The organism is Sphingopyxis sp. EU05-FHT14B03 (assembly GCF_058790875.1).
Genome location: NZ_JBYTDC010000001.1, coordinates 1,140,971 through 1,158,249, shown reverse-complemented (window position 1 = coordinate 1,158,249; position 17,279 = coordinate 1,140,971). Strand labels below are relative to the sequence as shown.

Sequence of the window (17,279 nt, the reverse complement as noted above, 5' to 3'; positions counted from 1 at the left end):
TAAAGCTTCCTTTATATTCGATCCAAGAAGGCTCCCATGCGCAACAGCTTCCTCTTCACGTCCGAAAGCGTTTCCGAAGGGCACCCCGACAAGGTGTCGGACCAGATCAGCGATTCGATCGTCGACCTGTTCCTGTCGAAGGACCCCGAAGCGCGCGTCGCCTGTGAAACGCTGACCACGACCCAGCTCGTCGTGCTCGCCGGCGAAATCCGCTGCAAGGGCGTGTTCGAGAACGGCGAATGGGCGCCCGGCGCGCTCGAAGAGATCGAGGCCACCGTGCGCAACACGGTCCGGGAAATCGGCTATGAGCAGGACGGCTTCCACTGGGAGACCTTCCGCTTCGAGAACAACCTCCACGGACAGTCGGACCACATCGCGCAGGGCGTCGATGCGACCGCCGACAAGGACGAAGGCGCCGGCGACCAGGGCATCATGTTCGGCTATGCGTCGGACGAGACCCCCGATCTGATGCCCGCGACGCTCGACTACAGCCACAAGATCCTCGAGCGCATGGCCGCCGACCGCAAGGCCGGCACCGCGCCCTTCCTCGAACCCGACACCAAGAGTCAGGTGACGCTGCGCTACGCCAACGAGCGCCCGGTCGAGGCGACCGCGATCGTCGTGTCGACCCAGCATGCGCCGGGCTATTATTTCCACAATGGCGAAGGCGATGAAGCGAAATACGCCGAGCTGCGCGACTATGTGAAGGGCGTCATCGCCGACGTGCTGCCTGCCGAACTGCTCACCGCGAACACCGTCTATCACATCAATCCGACCGGCCGTTTCGAGATCGGCGGCCCCGACGGCGACGCCGGGCTGACCGGCCGCAAGATCATCGTCGACACCTATGGCGGCGCCAGCCCGCACGGCGGCGGCGCGTTCAGCGGCAAGGATCCGACCAAGGTCGACCGCTCGGCCGCCTATGTCACCCGCTACCTCGCCAAGAACATCGTCGCCGCGGGCCTCGCGCGCCGGTGCACGATCCAGCTCAGCTACGCGATCGGCGTCGCCGAACCGCTGTCGATCTATGTCGACCTGCACGGCACCGGAAATGTCGACGAAGGCAAGCTCGAAGCCGTGATCCCGCAGCTCGTGCGCCTGACGCCGAAGGGCATCCGCACCCACCTCGGCCTCAACAAACCGATCTACAAGCAGACCGCAGCTTACGGCCATTTCGGCCGCACCGCGACCGGCGATACGTTCCCCTGGGAACGCACCGACCTGGTCGACAAGCTGAAGGCCGCACTCGCCGAATAAAGCGCCGCAAGGCCCGCTTGCCATCGCCCTCCCGTTCTGACAGCTATCGGTCGGGGACGGGAGGATGAGCGATGGCAGACATCTGGTATCGGGCATTTTTTGTCGCCGCGGCGCTGAGCGCCGCGCCCGTCGCGGCGCAGGAACCGCTGACGGTCGCCGAGGGCAAGCCGTGGACGCACGCACATAGCGGAATCATCGTCCCCGCCGCGCTCGACGAACTGCCGCGCGTGCGCGCCACCAGCTTCGCGGCGCCCGAACTCGACATCAGCCAGAATTTCGCGTCGGACGACGGGCGCGAATCGCTCACCGTCTACATCTTTCGCAACACCAATGGCGCGGTCCCGGTCTGGTTCGCGCAGGCGCAGCGCGCGATCAGCCTGCGCACCGACCTCGCCGATCCGCCGCTCGGCGTCGCGCCGGTCGCCTTCACGCCGCCCGGACAAAGCGCCGCGAGCGGAATCAAGGCGGTGTTCGCGCCGGTGGGGGTCGAGGGCATCCGCAGCACCGGCGTCGCGCTGTTCGCGGTGAGCGACTGGTATGTGAAGCTGCGCGCCAACTCCGCCACGCTGACCCCCGCCGACCTGTCGGGCTGGATGGAGGGGGTGCTGGCCGAACTCACATTGCCGCGCGGCACCGCGCCCGCGGTGCGTCCGATCGCCGATTGCGCGCCGAAGCTGGTCTTTGGCCCCGACGCGACCGATTCGACGCTACCCGACACCGCATTGACCGCGGGGGTGAGGACCGCGGCGGCGCGGATGGTCGGCACGCGCTGGTGCCTCGACCAGGTCGTGCGCGGCAATCAGGCGGTGTACCGCCCCGACGGCGCGCGCGACCGCTATCTGCTGGCGACCGGCGACAATGGCAAGGCGTTCGCGGTCGAGCCGCAGGGCGCCGTCGGCGCGACCTATTATTCGGCCAATCTGGTGGGCGCCCGCCAAACTTTCACGATCGTCGCGCAGGACAGGATGCCGTCACCGCAACACGTCCTCGATCTGGCCGCCGCCGACCGCAGCGTTGCGGCGATCGAGACTTGGCCGACACGCTAACCGACCGGCAACATTACTTAAAACGCGCCGAATCGACCCCTAAAAGAATCAATTGCCAGCGGACCGGCAAACAGTAGACTCCGGATCCGGGGGGCGCGGCAATTGTGCCATGGAATCCCTGTTGCTTGCAGAAATGAGGGGGGTACCATGACGGATATTCCGAATATCATTTGGGCGTGGGGTTGTTTCGTGGCGCGCAGCCACGGCACCGGATGCCATTTTACCCAAGCGCTCGATTATTCCCAAGCCAGCGAGCTCGATGGCGGCGACGACGGCGGCTCCTATCATCGCTACCAATGCTCCGCGACGGTGAACGATGTGCAACTGTCGGTCCGGCAGTCGACCCCGAACCCCAGCTCCTATGTCGCGTCGGACATCTGGTACGACAATGACACGAGCACCCAGCAATCGATTACCTTCGCCGCCAGCACCTCGACGACGCAGACCTATACGATGTCGATCACCGAATCGATCAGCCTCGGCATCGAAATGTCGGTGACCGTCGGGGTGGCGGGGGTCGCCACCGACACGTCGAAGGTATCGCTGACGATGTCGGTCTCGTCGACCCAGTCGCAATCGACGACCGCCCAGCACAGTTGGTCGGTATCGATCCCGGTGACGATCCCGGCGCAAAAATCGAACCATTGCATCGCCTATATGGACACGCAGGATTTCACGATCCCCTGGACCGCCGATTGCCGGATCAGCGGCAGCGTCGCGGTGTGGTTCGACGACTGGATCGACATCAACGGCGGCAGCAACGTCCATCACCTGTGGTTCGTGCCGATCGGCTATGTGCTCGACGCGGTGGTCGCCAACAATCTGTATGACACGACCGGTTTCCGCGCAGACGGCGCCGATGTCGTCGGCACCATTTCGGGCACCTTCTCCGGCAGCGAGGGTATCGACATCAACGCCCGTCCCGAGGAACAACCGCTGCGTCCGCGCCCGATGATGAAAGTGATGGTGCCGACCGCGGTGCCCGGAAAGACGGGGCTGGTCGCCGCCTGATCGCCCTCTTCGATGCCACTTGCCTTGCCCTCCCCGGTCTGACAGCGTCGCTGCCAGATCGGGGAGGGTCATCATGCGAAACCGTTGGATCAAGGGGCTTATTGTCGCGGGCGCGCTCATGCTTGTCCCGGCGGCACCCGTCGCCGCGCAGCAGGATCTGGCGATCAGCCATGGCGAGGCCTGGACCCACGCGCACAGCGGTATCACCGTGCCCGCGACGCTCGGCGGCAATGCGCTGACCAAGGCCAAGGCCTATGCGCAGGACGAACTCGACGTCGGCCTGTCGTTCGAGCCGGAGGGGGCCGAGGATTTCATTTCCCTCTACATCTTCCGCAACACCAATGGCGCGGCGCCGGTCTGGTTCGCGCAGGCGCAATCGGCGATCGAGTTGCGCGACGCCTTCGGAGCGCCGATGCTCGTCGAACCGCCCCACGCGATTGCCCTACCCGGTCAGACGGTGACCAGCGGCCTGCGCGCCATCTATGCGCCGCAGGCCGGCGCGCCCTTCACCAGCACCGGGGTCGTACTGGTGCCGGTTGGCGACTGGTATGCGAAATTCCGCGTCACCTCGCGGCGGCGCACCCCCGCCGAACTCGGCGCGCTGATCGACAAGATGGTGGCGCAGATTCAATGGCCCGTACAGGCAGCCCCCGTTGCGGCCCTGCCGGTCGTCGCGTGCGCCGCGCCGCTGACATTCGCCAAAAAGTCCAAGGATGTACGCAGCGACGGGCTGACCGACATCTTGGGTGCGGCGCTGATGTCGGCCGCTACGGGCGACGATACGATCAAGAAGGAACCGGCATCGACCGCCCCGGTGCAATGGTGCCGCGACCGCCAGCTCAGCGCCAATGTCGCGACCTACCGTCCGGGCGAAAGCAAGGACGGCTATCTGCTCGCGCTCGGCGACAATGGGAATGGTCTCTGGGTCGGCCTGTCGGCGATGAACGCGGTGATGGCCGAAATCGAGGGCAAGAAGGCGACTCCCAATTACAGCGTGACGCTGCACACCGCGGCGCAGGACGTGAATTTCATCGCGCAGGACCGCCTGCCGTCGCCCGAACGCGCGGGCGAGATCCTCAAAGCGAATCGCCGCGCCAGTACGGTGACGACCTGGGGCAAGGAACGCACCGTCGAGATCAACAGCGGCGGCATCAAATAGCTTCCGCCCGGCGCCGCGGCGCGCTAACGCGCGCGCCATGACTGCTTACAAGCCCGGCGATCCGACGACGATCAACCGCCTCTATGGCCGCTCGAAAGGCAAGCCGCTGCGCGCGGGCCAGCAGGACCTGATCGACACGCTGCTGCCGCAGATCGCGGTGCCGCTCGAGGGCGAGGTCACAGCCGAAGCGCTGTTCGGTTATGACCGCCCGCTGCATTTCGAGATCGGCTTCGGCGGCGGCGAACATATGGCGGGGCGCGCCGACATGTTGCCCGACCATGGTTTCATCGGCGCCGAACCCTTTGTCAACGGCGTTGCGCAGGCGCTCGTCCATGTCGCGGGCGACCATGGCGCCGGCCTGCCGCTCGGCAATGTCCGCATCCATCATGGCGACGCGCTCGAAGTGCTGCGCCGCATCCCCGACGGGGCGCTCAGTTTCGCCTATCTCCTCCACCCCGATCCCTGGCCCAAGGCGCGCCATGCCAAGCGGCGGATGATGAACGACGGCCCGCTCGACCTGATCGCGGCGAAGCTCAAGCCCGGCGGCGAGTTCCGCTTCGGCACCGACCATCCGGTCTATCTGGAACATGCGCTGATGGTGATGCGCCGCCACCGCCACCAATATGAATGGCTGGCGAAGGACGCGCAGGACTTTCTCGTCCGCCCCGCCGGCTGGCCCGAAACCCGCTACGAGGCCAAGGCCCGCGCGCAGGGCCATGAGGTGTGGTATTTCCGCTACCGGCGGCGCTGAGGCTCGCTAGCCGGCGACGATCCGGCGGAGGTCGGGCGACGGCGCCGCACCCGATCGGTCGAGCGCGGCGAGCGTCGCCAGCGCCATTGCGCGATAAGCGGGCAACAGGTCCGGGCAATCGCGCATGATCGCGTCGATGTGCGCGGCGATCGTGGCGCCATCGCCGCGCAGCAGCGGCCCCGACAACGCCCCGAAGCCTTTGGCCAGGCTGTTCTCCAGCGCCGCCCGCACCAGCGGCGCGAGCAAGGCCTCCGGCTCGTCGGCACCCGCGACGCGCAACGCGTGCGATGCCCCGCCGAGCAAGGTCACCAGATGGTTCGCGGCGTGCGACAGCGCGGCGTGATAGAGCGCGCGGCGATCCTCGGCGATTGCGACCGCCACGCCGCCGAGCAGGCCGACGAGCGTCCGCGCCTCGGCCAGCGCCTCGCCATCGGGCGCGGTGATCGCGAAGCGCGCACCCGCCATGCGCTCGACCTCCTGCACCGGGTCGCCGGTGAAGGTCATCGCCGGATGGACCGCCGCGGTCAGCGCGCCGCGCGCGGCCAGCGGTGCCAGCACCGCAGCGCCGCTGCCGCCGCTGACATGGCAGACGAACGGGTCGCGGCCCGGCGCCAGCGCCGCAGCCAAGGTGGCCGCGACCGCAGCCAAGGCATCGTCGGCGACCGCAAGGACGATCGCGTCGCAACGCTCCGTCAGCCATTCGATCGCTTCCGCCGCGCTGGCGCCGGCCACTTCCGCGGCATCCCGCACGCGCTCGGGCGAGCGTCCCCACAGCAGCACCGGCTCGGCCGAGAACGGCGCCAGCGCCAGCGCCAAGGTCCGCGCCACGCGCCCCGACCCGGCGATGCCGACGCGATGATAGCGAACCGCCATCAGCCCGCCAGCTTCGGCAGCCCGTCCATGATCGCGGTCAGCGCCAGCGCATTCTCGCGCTCCATCGCGCTGTGCCCGGCGTTGGTGATCACATAGGTCGCGGGTTCGGCCCCCGCCCCGCGCAGCGCCGCGACGAGGCGCGACGCCTGCGTCAGCGGGCAAACCTGGTCGAAACGGCCATGGACGATATGCACCGGGATTTTCGCGAGGATATCGGCGCTGCCGAGCAGGTGGCCGGGTTCGATGAACAGGTTGTTGGCGAAATAATGCGCCTCGATCTGCGCGAAACATAGCGCGAAATCGGCGTCGCCGAACTTGCCCGTCGCCGCCGATTCGGGGATCATATTCGAGATCACCCCTTCCCAGAGCGACCAGGTGACCGCGGCGTCGAGTTGCTTCTCGCGCTCGGCGTCGGTCGCGGGGACCATGTCGAAGATGCGCTTGTACGACGCCATGACGTCGCGCCGCTCCTCGGGGGTCAGCACCGACAGCAGCTCGGCCCATTCGTCGGGATAATGGATATAGGCGCCGGGCGCGGTCAGCGCATAGGGCGCCTCGTGAAAGCTCGCGGCATTGCCCTGATAGAGATAGTCGAGATCCTCGGCCGCGCCGAGGAAGATGCCGCGCAGGATCAGGCTGGCGCAATGGCCGGGGTGCTCGATCGCATAGGCCATGGCGAGCGTGCTGCCCCAGCTGCCGCCAAAGACATGCATCTTGCCCGTGATACCCAGCGCGTCGCGGAGCTTGACGATATCGCCGATCAGGTCGGCGGTGGTGTTGTGACGCAGCGCCACCGCGGGCCCCGCCGAGGCGACGGTCGGCTCGCTCTTGCCGCAGCCGCGCTGGTCGAACAGGATCACACGGTAGCGCGCGGGGTCGAAGAACCGCGCCATGTCGGGGGCGCAGGCGCCGCCGGGACCGCCGTGGAGGAACATCACCGGTTCGCCGTCGGGATTGCCATAGTCTTCCCAGTACAGGCGGTGGCCGGCGTCGCTGTCGACGTCGAGCAGGCCGCTGCCGAGCGGAGCGGCGGCAGGATAGACCCAGGCGTCGCCGATCTTGCTGCTCGCCTGAAGGCGCGAAAAATCCATGGTCAGCCCCCGATACCGAGCAGTTCGACGGTGAAGAACAGGGTCGCACCGCCGGGGATCGGGCCTTTGCCGCCGGCGCCATAGGCGAGATAATAGGGGATCGCGAATTCGACCTTATCGCCCACCGCCATATAGGTGACGCCCTCGGTCCAGCCGTCGATCACGCGGTTGAGCGGAAAGGTCGCGGGCTCGCCGCGCGCGACCGAGCTGTCGAAGATGCTGCCGTCGACGAAGCTGCCGACATAATGGACGGTGACCGAGTCACTCGGTCCCGGACGCGGCCCGGCGCCGGTGCCCGCGACGCGGCGCCAGCGCAGCCCGCTCGCCATCACGTTCCAGCCGTTGCCGGCATTGCGTTCGGCGAGCGCCGCCGACTGGCGGTTGAGCCAGGCGGTGCTGACCTGCTGCGTCGGGGCGTCCTGCGCCGCGGTCGGCACGGCGAACGCGATCAGGCTGGTGGCGGCAAGGACGGCAAGGCGGCGCGATAGGGTCATGGACGAAAACTCCCGGTTGGAGTTCGCGGCATAACCGCCCGGTGCCGCCGCGCAATCCCCCCGCACCAACAAATCGGGGCGGCCCTGTGTCAGGTGCCGCCCCAGTTGGTGGATCCGTCGGGGAGAGGGAGAGGACGGATCGGAGATTGGTGTCCTGGTGGCTTATGCTTAGTTGGCCGACGCCATCTTGCTGTCGGTTTCGAGTTCGGCGACGCCGGCGAGCTTGAGCGCGGCGCGGAACTGCTTGGCGGCGGCGCGTTCGTTGCCCGCTTCGCAAAGCTTCTTGCCGGTCGACACGAAGCGCTTGGCATTGACCTGCTTGCCGGCTTCGGCACCGCCGGCGGCGGTCGCGGCCTGATCGGCGAGACCGGCGCAGCGATAATCGCTGGCCGACTGGGCGTAAGCGGGCGAGGTGGAGGCGACGAGGCCGGTGAAGGCGAGAGCCGAAGCCGCGACGATCGTGAAGGCGGTCGGGAAGCTGCGGAAGGTGGAGAGCTGAATGGCCATGGGAGAGGTTCCTTTCGTTTCGTTGTGCAACCTTTTTAGCTGCGCTTGCGCGCATAGATAATCCTCTATAATCTGCAAGTGCCTTGAAGCAGGATTTAACAATCCCCCATGGGGTGCTCGACGGGATCGAAGCTTTCCTGCGTGTCGCGGTCAGGCGGAGCTTTTCCGCCGCGGCATCCGATCTTGGCGTTTCCCCCTCGGCGATCAGCCAGACGATCAAGGGCCTCGAGGCCCGCGTCGGCGCGCCCTTGTTCATGCGCACGACGCGCAGCGTCGGGCTGACCCAGGCGGGCGAGATGTTCCTCGAACGCGCCGCCCCCGCCTATGCCGGGCTTGCCGACGCCTATGAAGCGGCGCGCAACCTTGGCAACCGGCCCGCCGGACGGTTGCGCATCAACCTGATGCGCGGCGCGATCCAGCCCTTGTTCGAACCGATCATCGCGGGCTTTTGCGAAACCTATCCCGACATCGAGCTCGAAATCTACGCCGAGGATGCGCTCGCCGATCTCAGCGCCGGGGGCTTCGACGCCGGGGTGCGGATGGGCGAATCGCTCGACGCCGATGTCATCGCGGTCCGCCTGACCGGGCCGTTCCGCTTCGCCGCCTTTGGCGCGCCCGCCTATTTCGAACGCCATGGCCGGCCGCAGGAGCCCGCCGACCTGCGCCACCATCGCTGCGTGCGGCTGCGCCTGTCCAGCGGCGGGCTGCTCCCCTGGTCGTTCATGGACGGCAATCGCGAGATCGAAATCGGGGTCACCGGCCCGGTGATCGTCAACGACCAGAGCGCGATCATCATGGCGGTGCGCAGCGGCATCGCGCTGGGCATGACCGCCGAACCCGTGCTTGAGGAACTGGTCGCGCGCGGCGAGGTCGAACTCGTGCTGCCCGAACGCGCGGTGTCGACCGCGGGGCTGTTCCTCTATTATCCCAGCCGCAAACAGGTGATGCCGAAACTGCGCGCCTTCATCGACTATGCGCGCGAATATCTTCCCGACGACATCGGCCGCTGAACCCCGGCAAAGCAGGGCTTCGGCATGGCGTAGAAACTATTCCCTTCACCGGGGGGAGAAAAATTGCTCTGGCGCAAGGACGAGAATCGCGGCAGCAGGTTGTCAACTAAAAGGGTTGGAATAAGATTATGATCGATTTCGCGGCCATCGACTTCTCGGCCTTGCTTCCCTTCATCCTGATCGGGTTCGCGGCGCAGCTCGTCGATGGCGCGCTCGGCATGGCGTTCGGCGTGATCTGCAACACCCTGCTCGTCGCGGTACTCGGCGTGCCGCCCGCCACCGCCTCGGCCCGCATCCATGTCGTCGAAATCTTCACCACCGGCGCGTCGGGGCTCAGCCATCTGTTCCATCGCAACATCGAATGGCCGCTCTTCTGGCGGCTGTTGATCCCCGGCATGATCGGCGGGGTGCTCGGCGCCTATGTGCTGTCGTCGCTCCACGCCGATGTCGTGAAACCCTTCGTGCTCGGCTATCTGGTGCTGATCGGCGTGTGGCTGCTGATCCGCGGCCTGCTCTATCCGCCCAAGTTCGAAAAGCCCAAGATCGTCGCGCCGCTCGCCGTCGTCGGCGGCTTTCTCGACGCCGCGGGCGGCGGCGGCTGGGGTCCGGTCGTGACGTCGAACCTGCTCGTCCAGGGCGGCGAACCGCGCAAGGTCGTCGGCACCGTCAACAGCGTCGAATTTTTCCTCGCGCTCACCGTATCGGCCGCCTTCATCTATCAACTCGGCTTCGAGCAAATCCTGGGCCCGACGCTGGGCCTGATCATCGGCGGCGTTGCCGCCGCGCCGCTGGGCGCGATGATGGCGAAACGCTTCTCGCCCAAGGTGATGCTGGTGATGGTCGGCATCGTGCTGATCGCAACAAGCGCCTTCGGGCTGTACAAGTCGCTGACCTGAGCGGGACCGGTTTCGACCGATTTTGGACGTTCACCTACAGCCTTTGTTGCTTCCAGAGCGGACGTAGACCACGGTTTTTGAATCCGCTGTTACGAGTCCAATTCTTCCGTCGAAATCGTGGGGAGAGTTAACTCCCCGCTGATCGTCTGAACCTTCTGCTAGCAGTGACCAGAAGTAACTTGTGCCCCGACCGCTCACGAAGCCGTAGCTACCATCTGTGGACGGACTGAGCAGAAGGGGCGGTTGCACCGTCAAGTGATATCCTTTGTCATGCGCAGCGACATAGGTCATCGAACGGTGCGTCCCGTCGAGAATATATACTCTACTTCCTTCGATACGCAGTGCAGGCGCACCGACCGCCACGTAGCATCCCCATACCGCCCGCTGGTCAATCGGCTCCGGACGCATAAATATACCCGCTAAAAAAGCCAGAGCGGCCAACGGGATGAAAATGATTGCTCCGGCAATGGCTCGATCTTTGAGCGAGGCGCCCATTAAAAAAGATGATGTCATTAAATCGTTTTGTCACGGCCAAGCGCAATAGTCGCGCGAGAACGTCTCACCGTCGATCTGCTGCACTCAATACCAGACAATCCGCTTTCCACCCCAAAGCCGACATTCGTTCCGTGGGTTTGCAAAAGATATAGTCGCCCTATTTACGCCCCGTCCCGCGGTCGGTTGTGAAAGCTTGCGCGCCGCGCCGCGGCGTCGCGGTCGAAGCCGGCGTTGCGCATGATTTCATGGTCCAAGCCTTCGGCCAGCCGCATGCCGTCGGTGTTATAGATCAGCCGCTTGTTCTCGGCATTGCTGTGCCAGCTGTTGGCGAGGATGGTCCGCGCCAGTTCGGCGACTGCGCCCGCCAACTGCCCCGCGGCGACGCACTGGTTGACGAGCCCCATCGCCACCGCCTCGTCGGCGCCATAGGGGCGGCAGGTCAGCATCATTTCCAGCGCCTTGGCGTGACCGACGCGCCGCGGCAGCCGCTGCGACATGCCCCAGCCGGGGACGAGCCCCCATTTGCCGTGCGTATCGGCGAAGCGCGCGCTGTCATCGCAGACGATGAAATCGGCCGACAGCGCCATTTCGAGTCCGCCGGTGAAGCAGTTGCCCTGCACCGCGGCGATCACCGGCTGGCGCAGGCGGGTGAGCAGTTCGAGCGTCTGAACCTCGCGTCGCAGCCAGCCGAGCGCGTCGGCGTGGGGCTTTTCCGACAGGTCGTGCCCCGCGCAGAAATCGGCGCCGGCGCCGCGCAGTATGATCAGGCCGATGTCGGCGTCCTCCTGCAGCGCGAGCAGATGCGCCCGCAGTGCCTTGAACAATTCGCGATTGATCGCATTCTTTTTTTCGGGCCGATTGAGGGTCAGCGTCGCGACGCCGTCGGCGTCCTCGCGCAGCACCAGAGTGTCGGCCGCTGTCTCGTTCGTCATGTCAAAGCCTCCGGTTCGGCCAAGGATTGCCCGATCGCGCGGACGAAGCGGGCGGCGTCGGCGCCGTTGATGACGCGGTGGTCGTAACTCAGCGACAGCGGCATCATCAGGCGCGGTTGAAAGGCGGTGCCGTCCCAAACGGGCTGCATCCGCGACGGCGTGACCGCGAGAATCGCGACCTCGGGCTGGTTGATGATCGGGGTGAAGCCCGTGCCGCCGATCCCGCCGAGCGAGGTGATCGTCATGCACCCCCCCGACATGGCGGTCATCGGCAAGCCCTTGTCGCGTGCCTGCGCGCTGAGCGCCGCAAGCTCGGCGGCGAGCGTCGCGACATCCTTGCTGTCGACATCGCGCAGCACCGGCACCAGCAGGCCGAGCGGGCCATCGACCGCGATCCCGATGTGGAAATATCGCTTGAGGACGAGCGTCTTGCCGTCGTCCGAAAGCGACGCGTTGAAATTGGGAAAGGCCGCCAGCGCGCACGCCAGCGCCTTGGCGAGGAAGATCAGCGGTGAAATCCGGACGTCGGGTCCCAGGGCCTTGCGATGCGCGTCGAGCGCGGTCACGTCGATATCGTCGTGATGCGTGACATGCGGAATCTGGGTCCAGCTCTGGGTCAGGCGGCGCGCCACCACTTTCTGGAAACCGCTCATCGGCACCGTTTCGACGGCGCCGAACGCGGCATGTTGGTCCTCGGGCGAAGTCGGTGTCATTCTTTTCCTCTCGCTGGCATCACGGCGTGACGGGGGCTCCGAATCCATCCGCGACGCGCGGAAGCGGACTCAGGCCTTGCACATATATATCATAATCATATAGACCTTAAAGCAAGAGAGATACGCTGCGATGGCGAGGATTATGACGGAAGAGGAATATGCGGCGCTCGGGCTTCAGGCGCCCCCGGTTCGAATCGATCCCCCCGGTGCGCCGCGTGACGTCGCCGGCCTGATCGAACGCGCGGCGGCGCAATGCCCCGACGACGAGGCACTGGTCGACAGCCAGCGCGCCTATGATTTTCGCACGCTGGCACAGGCGGTCACGGCTGCCGCCGCGCTGTTCGACGCCGCCGGAATCCGCGCCGGCGACCGTGTCGCGGCGTCGCTCGGCAACGAGAATGCGCTCGTCATCGCCTTCTTCGCCGCGATGCGGCTCGGCGCCGTCTGGGTCGGGATCAACCGCATCCTGCCGGCGGACGACAAGCGCTATATTCTGGCACATAGCGGGACGACGCTGCTGCTCGCCGACAGCAGTATCGCGGCGCAGGTCGACGCGCTGCGCCCAGACCTGCCCGAACTTGCCCACGCCTGGATCCTCGATGCCGAGGACCGCGACGGTGGCTGGCACGCCGCGCTGGCCGACGCCGCCCAGGCGACCGCACCGCGGCCGGAGATCGACCCCTTCGCGCCCGCCGCGATCATGTACACCAGCGGCACGACCGGGGTGCCCAAGGGCGTCGTCCACAGCCAGCACAATATGATCACCGTCCCCGCCGCGGGGTTCGCGCACGGGCTGATGTCACCCGAGGCGCGGCGCGGATCGGCGCTGCCGCTGACGATCACCAACGTCATGATCCTCGGCCCGGTATCGGCTTTCCTCGCCTGCCGGCCGTTTCTCTTTGCGCCGTCGATCAAGATCGAACCCCTGATCGCGTGGATCGGCGAACAGCGGATCGGGCAGATCGCCTTCGTCCCGACGATGATCTATGACCTGCTGCAGACCGATCTCGACCTTCCCGACGGCTTCCGCATGTCATCTGGCGGCGCGCCGCTGCCGCAGGCGATCCGCGAATCCTTCTTTCGCCGCCATGGCTATGATGTCTCGACCTCCTATGGCCTGACCGAAGCGCCGACCGTCGTCGCCCAGTCGTTCGACGCCGTCGCGCCCGAGGGAGCGAGCGGGCGCGCACTGCCGCATTTCGAGATCACGATCCGCGATGCCGAGGGCGAACCGCTGCCGACCGGCACGGTGGGCGAGGTGTGTTTCGGACCGGTCCGCACCGGCCCTTGGGCGAATGTCTATACCCCGCCGCTCGGCTATTGGCGCGAGTCCGAAAAGACCGCGGCGCTGCTGCGCGGCGGGGTCGTCCATTCGGGCGATCATGGCAGCCTCGACGCCGACGGCTGGCTGAGCATCGCCGACCGCAGTTCGGAACTGATCCTGCGCGGCGGATCGAACGTCTATCCCGCCGAGGTCGAACGTATCCTCCACACCCATGATGGCGTTGCCGACTGCGCAGTGGTCGGCAAACCCGACCTTAGGATGGGCATGCTGACCGTCGCCTGCATCGTGGCGGCGCGGCCCGATACCGACATGGCGGCGCTGGAGGCCGAACTGGTCGCGCTCTGCCGCGACAAGCTGACCCGCTACAAAGTGCCCGACCAATGGCGCTTTCTCGACCAGTTCCCGCGCAATGCGATGGGCAAGGTGGTGAAACCCAAATTGCGCGAGATCGTCGTCGCCGATTGACGCTGCGCTGCGCCCCGGCGGCGCTCGACAGAAAGGAAATCCGATGCCCCGGCCCACCCAATTTCACAACCGGCTGGACGGCTGGCGCGCGATCGTCACCGGCGCCGGGACGCAAGGGGAGGGGGTCGGCACCGGGAAGGCGATCGCGGCGCTGTTCGCGGCCGAGGGCGCGCGCGTCGCGCTGCTCGACCTCGAGGCCGAGCGCGCGCAGGCGACGCTCGATCTGGTCCGCGACCTTGGCGGCGACGGCATCGTGGTCGCGGGCAATGTCGCCGATCCGGCCGAGGCGACGCGGATGACCGCCGAAAGCCTCGCCTGGCTCGGCGGTCTCGACATTCTGGTGAACAATATCGGGGTCGGCGCCGGCTCGGGACCGCTTCACGAGGTCGCGGTGGCCGATATCGACCGCGTCATGTCGGTCAATCTCGGCACGATCTTCAACATGTGCCGCCACGCGATTCCCGCGCTGCTGGAAGGGCGGGGCAAGGCCATCGTCAATATCTCGTCGGTCGCCGGCATCCGCGCGCATGGCAATGCCGCCTATGGACCCAGCAAGGCGGCGGTGATCCAGCTGACCGCCGAGCTCGCGGTGATGTACGGCCGCGACGGCATCCGCGCCAATTGCGTGGCGCCGGGGCATATCGTCACCCCGATGGTCGAGGCGCATCTTGTGGGCGAGCGCCGCCGGGTGCGCAGCGCGATCGCCCCACTCGGGGTCGAAGGCGATGCCTGGGATATCGCGCAGGCGGCGCTGTTCCTGGCCGGGCCTGAGAGCCGGTTCGTCACCGGCGTCACCCTGCCGGTCGACGGCGGCGTGACGCAGACGGGGCCGCTGGCGGCCTATGAGCGGGTGACCGGGCTGTGAGCGCAGCCTTCGCGTCGGCGCTCGTGCCCTATGCGGGACCGATCGCCGCCGAGACGCTGCTCACCGAGGCCGAACAGCGAACCGGGCTGTCCGACTGGGGCGGCAAGCGCTGGGACGAAGCGCGCTTCCGCCACGATCTCGCAATCTTGTGCGACGCGATCGAAGCCGGGGCGACGCTCACCGCGACCGGGCGCGACCGCACCCACAGCCGGCTGATCACCATGCTCGTCTCGCGGCTCCGTTATCTCGACGCGCGCAAGGCGGCAACCGGCGCCGATGCGCAGCGGATCGTCGCGCCGCTGATCGGATCGGGAATGCCGCGCGCCGGCACGACCTTCCTGCACGGGCTGATGGCGCAGGACCCCGGCAATCGCGGTGTCGCGGCGTGGGAAGCGGCGATCCCGTCGCCGCTCGCCGACGCCGCGGACCGCGAGGCGCTTTATGCGCAAATCCTGGCGTTTCAGGGGATGACGGCGCCCGATGTGACCGCGATCCACCCCTTCGGCGCGGCCTTGCCCGAGGAATGTATCTTCCTGCAGGAAGGCAATCTCGGCAGCCTTTATGGGGTCTACTGGAATGTCCCCGCCTATCAGGCGGCGATCGCCGACAAGATGCCGGGCGCCTTCGCCTGGCAGACGGCGCTGATGCAATATCTGCAGGTCGATCGTCCGCGCCGGCGCTGGGCGCTGAAAGGACCGGGCCACCTCTTCAGCTGGCGCGAACTGCTGATCGCCTTTCCCGATGCGCGTCTCTATGTGAACCACCGCGATCCGGGCAAGGTCATCCCGTCGATCGCCAGCCTCTTTTGCAAGCTGCGCTCGCTTTTTTCTGACGCGGCGGTCGATCCGCTGGCGATCGGCGCGCAGCAGCTCGCCGCCTGGCAGGTCGCGGTCGACGACTATGCCGCCTGGCGCGGCTGCGAGGGAGCCGCCGCGTACGTCAGCGACGTGCTGTTCACCGATCTCGTCACCGACCCGCTCGAAACCGTCGCGCGCGTCTATGACGACCTCGACATTCCGCTCACCACCGCGGCGCGCGGCGCGATGGCCCGGCATCTCGAGACCGATAACCATGGTTCGGCGCCGAGCCGCCAATATGGGTTGGCCGATTACGGCCTCGACGAAGCGGCGATCGAAAGCGCCTTCGCGCCCTATATCGAACGCTTCTCCATCCAGCGGGAGAGACGGCAATGACCAATCCCATCGCCAATCCGGGCCAGTTCGCGGCCGAAGCCGATGTGCGGGCGATGCTGGGCGATCCGCGGATCGCCGCGACGCTGGCGCAGATCGAGGCGCTGTTCGGGCGCGGCTATGGCGACCGCATCCCCGCCGAAGCGCGGCCGTTGCTCGGGGATTTCGCCAAGGAATATCTGAACAATTGGCTGTTCAAGGCGGCGGCATCGGACGCCCAGCATCCGCGGTTCGTGCGCGACTTCATGCCGGCCTATTCGTGGCACGGCCATGATGTGCCCGGCGCGCGCACCGGCGGCGACAATCCCGACAATTGTTATCGGCTCGCGGGGATCGAACATGGCACGCGCTACCGGGTGACCGGCCGCATCCTCGACCGCAAGGCGGCCAATATATCGTTCACGCTGACCGCCAATTACGGCACGTCGCAGACGGTGCAGACGGTCGAAGACCATGACATGCACTTCGATGCCGACGGACGTTTCGAATTGCTGATCGACGATGGCGCGGGCGAGGGGAGGGGCAATCACCTGGCCACCCGCCCCGGCGTCAAATTCCTGTTCGTCCGCGATTCGATGATGGACTGGGCGCACGAGACGCCGCTCGACCTCGCGATCGAGCGATTGGGCGACGCGCGGGCAGATCCGATTTCGATCGATGACATGGTCACGCGCGCGACCGCGAACGCGCTGAACGACCTCTATCTCTATTTTTGGTTCCAGAATGTGTGGAGCGGCCTGACGCCCAACAGCATCACCCCGGCGCAGACGTTTCGCGGTGCCGGTGGCGGGCTGGTGACGCAGGGCATTTCGAACGGCAGCTATAAGCTCGGTCCCGACGACGCCGCGATCCTCGAATATGATCCGGCGGGGGCATCCTATGCCGCGGTGCAATTGACCGAATGGCTTTATCGCTCGCGCGACTATCACCGCATCCAGTCGAGCCTGACCGCCGCGCAGTCGGCGGTCGATGGCGACGGGCGGATTCGCCTCGTCATCGCGCGGCGCGACCCCGGGGTCCACAACTGGCTCGATACCGGCGGCCAGTCGCAGGTCTTCTCGATCCTCCGGTGGCAGCATATGCCCGCCGACGGTCCGCCGCTCTTTTCCAGCCTGCACAGGACGACGATCGACCGGTTGAAGGGCGACCTGCCCGCCGACACATGCTGGGTCGATCAGGGCGAGCGCGCCGCCCAGCTTGCGGCGCGGCTTGCCGCCTATGGCCGCCGGATCGGCTGAG

Annotated in this window: 17 protein-coding genes; 11 read left to right on the top strand and 6 right to left on the bottom strand. The window is 66.6% G+C overall.

All coding sequences use genetic code 11. From position 1 onward, the window contains the following. The first annotated feature begins 36 nt into the window (after nucleotides 1-36). The 5 genes from metK (at nucleotide 37) to trmB (ending at nucleotide 5,224) form a co-directional block, all read left to right on the top strand. A complete protein-coding gene (gene metK / locus AC3WS4_RS05650) occupies nucleotides 37-1,257 on the top strand; it encodes a methionine adenosyltransferase (RefSeq protein ID WP_492735847.1) in 1,221 nt (406 codons plus the stop codon). A 71-nt stretch (nucleotides 1,258-1,328) separates the two neighbouring features. Further along, nucleotides 1,329-2,303, top strand: coding sequence for a hypothetical protein (locus AC3WS4_RS05645; protein WP_492735849.1), 975 nt, complete (start codon nucleotides 1,329-1,331; stop codon nucleotides 2,301-2,303). A gap of 147 nt (nucleotides 2,304-2,450) precedes the next feature. Further along, nucleotides 2,451-3,314 (top strand): ETX/MTX2 family pore-forming toxin, encoded by an 864-nt coding sequence (locus AC3WS4_RS05640; RefSeq protein WP_056344243.1) that lies wholly within the window; start codon nucleotides 2,451-2,453, stop codon nucleotides 3,312-3,314. Between the two features lie 73 nt (nucleotides 3,315-3,387). Then, a complete protein-coding gene (locus tag AC3WS4_RS05635; protein WP_492735851.1) occupies nucleotides 3,388-4,473 on the top strand; it encodes a hypothetical protein in 1,086 nt (361 codons plus the stop codon). Between the two features lie 37 nt (nucleotides 4,474-4,510). Then, nucleotides 4,511-5,224 carry a tRNA (guanine(46)-N(7))-methyltransferase TrmB gene (gene trmB / locus AC3WS4_RS05630; RefSeq protein ID WP_492735853.1) on the top strand — a complete coding sequence of 238 codons (714 nt, stop codon included), beginning with the start codon at nucleotides 4,511-4,513 and terminating at the stop codon, nucleotides 5,222-5,224. Between the two features lie 6 nt (nucleotides 5,225-5,230). Here trmB and AC3WS4_RS05625 read toward each other — a convergent pair whose 3' ends face one another. The 4 genes from AC3WS4_RS05625 to AC3WS4_RS05610 all read right to left on the bottom strand — a co-directional run bounded on the left by AC3WS4_RS05625 (nucleotide 5,231) and on the right by AC3WS4_RS05610 (nucleotide 8,189). Continuing rightward, complete coding sequence (locus AC3WS4_RS05625) at nucleotides 5,231-6,097, bottom strand: DUF2520 domain-containing protein (RefSeq protein ID WP_492735854.1); 867 nt, start codon at nucleotides 6,095-6,097, stop codon at nucleotides 5,231-5,233. After that, nucleotides 6,097-7,188 (bottom strand): prolyl aminopeptidase, encoded by a 1,092-nt coding sequence (gene pip / locus AC3WS4_RS05620; RefSeq protein WP_492735856.1) that lies wholly within the window; start codon nucleotides 7,186-7,188, stop codon nucleotides 6,097-6,099. Before pip ends, AC3WS4_RS05625 begins: the two co-directional genes overlap by 1 nt. Before the next feature lie 2 nt (nucleotides 7,189-7,190). After that, nucleotides 7,191-7,682, bottom strand: coding sequence for an FKBP-type peptidyl-prolyl cis-trans isomerase (locus tag AC3WS4_RS05615; protein WP_492735858.1), 492 nt, complete (start codon nucleotides 7,680-7,682; stop codon nucleotides 7,191-7,193). 168 nt (nucleotides 7,683-7,850) lie between these two features. Beyond that, entirely contained in the window at nucleotides 7,851-8,189 is a 339-nt protein-coding gene (locus AC3WS4_RS05610) for a hypothetical protein (protein ID WP_187139101.1), read from the bottom strand. Nucleotides 8,190-8,302: 113 nt separating this feature from the next. Here AC3WS4_RS05610 and AC3WS4_RS05605 point away from each other — a divergent pair, with 113 nt between their 5' ends. Together AC3WS4_RS05605 and AC3WS4_RS05600 are read left to right on the top strand one after the other, a co-directional pair. Beyond that, complete coding sequence (locus AC3WS4_RS05605) at nucleotides 8,303-9,199, top strand: LysR family transcriptional regulator (RefSeq protein ID WP_235535570.1); 897 nt, start codon at nucleotides 8,303-8,305, stop codon at nucleotides 9,197-9,199. A 128-nt stretch (nucleotides 9,200-9,327) separates the two neighbouring features. Beyond that, complete coding sequence (locus AC3WS4_RS05600) at nucleotides 9,328-10,095, top strand: sulfite exporter TauE/SafE family protein (RefSeq protein ID WP_056344221.1); 768 nt, start codon at nucleotides 9,328-9,330, stop codon at nucleotides 10,093-10,095. A 656-nt stretch (nucleotides 10,096-10,751) separates the two neighbouring features. Here the strand turns inward: AC3WS4_RS05600 and AC3WS4_RS05595 are convergent. Together AC3WS4_RS05595 and AC3WS4_RS05590 are read right to left on the bottom strand one after the other, a co-directional pair. Next, complete coding sequence (locus AC3WS4_RS05595) at nucleotides 10,752-11,522, bottom strand: enoyl-CoA hydratase/isomerase family protein (protein WP_492735861.1); 771 nt, start codon at nucleotides 11,520-11,522, stop codon at nucleotides 10,752-10,754. Next, nucleotides 11,519-12,235: a 2-oxo acid dehydrogenase subunit E2 gene (locus tag AC3WS4_RS05590; protein WP_492735863.1), complete on the bottom strand. Its 717-nt coding sequence runs from the start codon at nucleotides 12,233-12,235 to the stop codon at nucleotides 11,519-11,521. The genes AC3WS4_RS05595 and AC3WS4_RS05590 overlap by 4 nt, the downstream gene beginning before the upstream one ends. A gap of 142 nt (nucleotides 12,236-12,377) precedes the next feature. Between AC3WS4_RS05590 and AC3WS4_RS05585 the strand changes: the two genes are divergently transcribed. From AC3WS4_RS05585 to AC3WS4_RS05570, 4 genes are read left to right on the top strand one after another with little or no spacing between them, the layout of a single operon-like run. After that, entirely contained in the window at nucleotides 12,378-13,985 is a 1,608-nt protein-coding gene (locus tag AC3WS4_RS05585; RefSeq protein WP_492735865.1) for a class I adenylate-forming enzyme family protein, read from the top strand. 43 nt (nucleotides 13,986-14,028) lie between these two features. Continuing rightward, a complete protein-coding gene (locus AC3WS4_RS05580) occupies nucleotides 14,029-14,850 on the top strand; it encodes an SDR family NAD(P)-dependent oxidoreductase (protein ID WP_187139097.1) in 822 nt (273 codons plus the stop codon). After that, on the top strand, nucleotides 14,847-16,043 hold the full coding sequence (locus AC3WS4_RS05575) for a sulfotransferase family protein (protein ID WP_492735868.1): 1,197 nt from the start codon (nucleotides 14,847-14,849) through the stop codon (nucleotides 16,041-16,043). The genes AC3WS4_RS05580 and AC3WS4_RS05575 overlap by 4 nt, the downstream gene beginning before the upstream one ends. After that, nucleotides 16,040-17,278, top strand: a complete 1,239-nt coding sequence (locus AC3WS4_RS05570; protein WP_492735870.1) for a hypothetical protein — start codon at nucleotides 16,040-16,042, stop codon at nucleotides 17,276-17,278. The genes AC3WS4_RS05575 and AC3WS4_RS05570 overlap by 4 nt, the downstream gene beginning before the upstream one ends. The last annotated feature ends 1 nt before the right edge of the window (nucleotide 17,279 follow it).

What these genes read in the sequence shown, in the direction of transcription:
- metK (WP_492735847.1), top strand. Translation starts at nt 37, where the DNA reads ATGCGCAACAGCTTCCTCTTCACGTCCGAAAGCGTTTCCGAAGGGCAC.
- AC3WS4_RS05645 (WP_492735849.1), top strand. Translation starts at nt 1,329, where the DNA reads ATGGCAGACATCTGGTATCGGGCATTTTTTGTCGCCGCGGCGCTGAGC.
- AC3WS4_RS05640 (WP_056344243.1), top strand. Translation starts at nt 2,451, where the DNA reads ATGACGGATATTCCGAATATCATTTGGGCGTGGGGTTGTTTCGTGGCG.
- AC3WS4_RS05635 (WP_492735851.1), top strand. Translation starts at nt 3,388, where the DNA reads ATGCGAAACCGTTGGATCAAGGGGCTTATTGTCGCGGGCGCGCTCATG.
- trmB (WP_492735853.1), top strand. Translation starts at nt 4,511, where the DNA reads ATGACTGCTTACAAGCCCGGCGATCCGACGACGATCAACCGCCTCTAT.
- AC3WS4_RS05625 (WP_492735854.1), bottom strand. Translation starts at nt 6,097, where the DNA reads ATGGCGGTTCGCTATCATCGCGTCGGCATCGCCGGGTCGGGGCGCGTG.
- pip (WP_492735856.1), bottom strand. Translation starts at nt 7,188, where the DNA reads ATGGATTTTTCGCGCCTTCAGGCGAGCAGCAAGATCGGCGACGCCTGG.
- AC3WS4_RS05615 (WP_492735858.1), bottom strand. Translation starts at nt 7,682, where the DNA reads ATGACCCTATCGCGCCGCCTTGCCGTCCTTGCCGCCACCAGCCTGATC.
- AC3WS4_RS05610 (WP_187139101.1), bottom strand. Translation starts at nt 8,189, where the DNA reads ATGGCCATTCAGCTCTCCACCTTCCGCAGCTTCCCGACCGCCTTCACG.
- AC3WS4_RS05600 (WP_056344221.1), top strand. Translation starts at nt 9,328, where the DNA reads ATGATCGATTTCGCGGCCATCGACTTCTCGGCCTTGCTTCCCTTCATC.
- AC3WS4_RS05595 (WP_492735861.1), bottom strand. Translation starts at nt 11,522, where the DNA reads ATGACGAACGAGACAGCGGCCGACACTCTGGTGCTGCGCGAGGACGCC.
- AC3WS4_RS05590 (WP_492735863.1), bottom strand. Translation starts at nt 12,235, where the DNA reads ATGACACCGACTTCGCCCGAGGACCAACATGCCGCGTTCGGCGCCGTC.
- AC3WS4_RS05585 (WP_492735865.1), top strand. Translation starts at nt 12,378, where the DNA reads ATGACGGAAGAGGAATATGCGGCGCTCGGGCTTCAGGCGCCCCCGGTT.
- AC3WS4_RS05580 (WP_187139097.1), top strand. Translation starts at nt 14,029, where the DNA reads ATGCCCCGGCCCACCCAATTTCACAACCGGCTGGACGGCTGGCGCGCG.
- AC3WS4_RS05570 (WP_492735870.1), top strand. Translation starts at nt 16,040, where the DNA reads ATGACCAATCCCATCGCCAATCCGGGCCAGTTCGCGGCCGAAGCCGAT.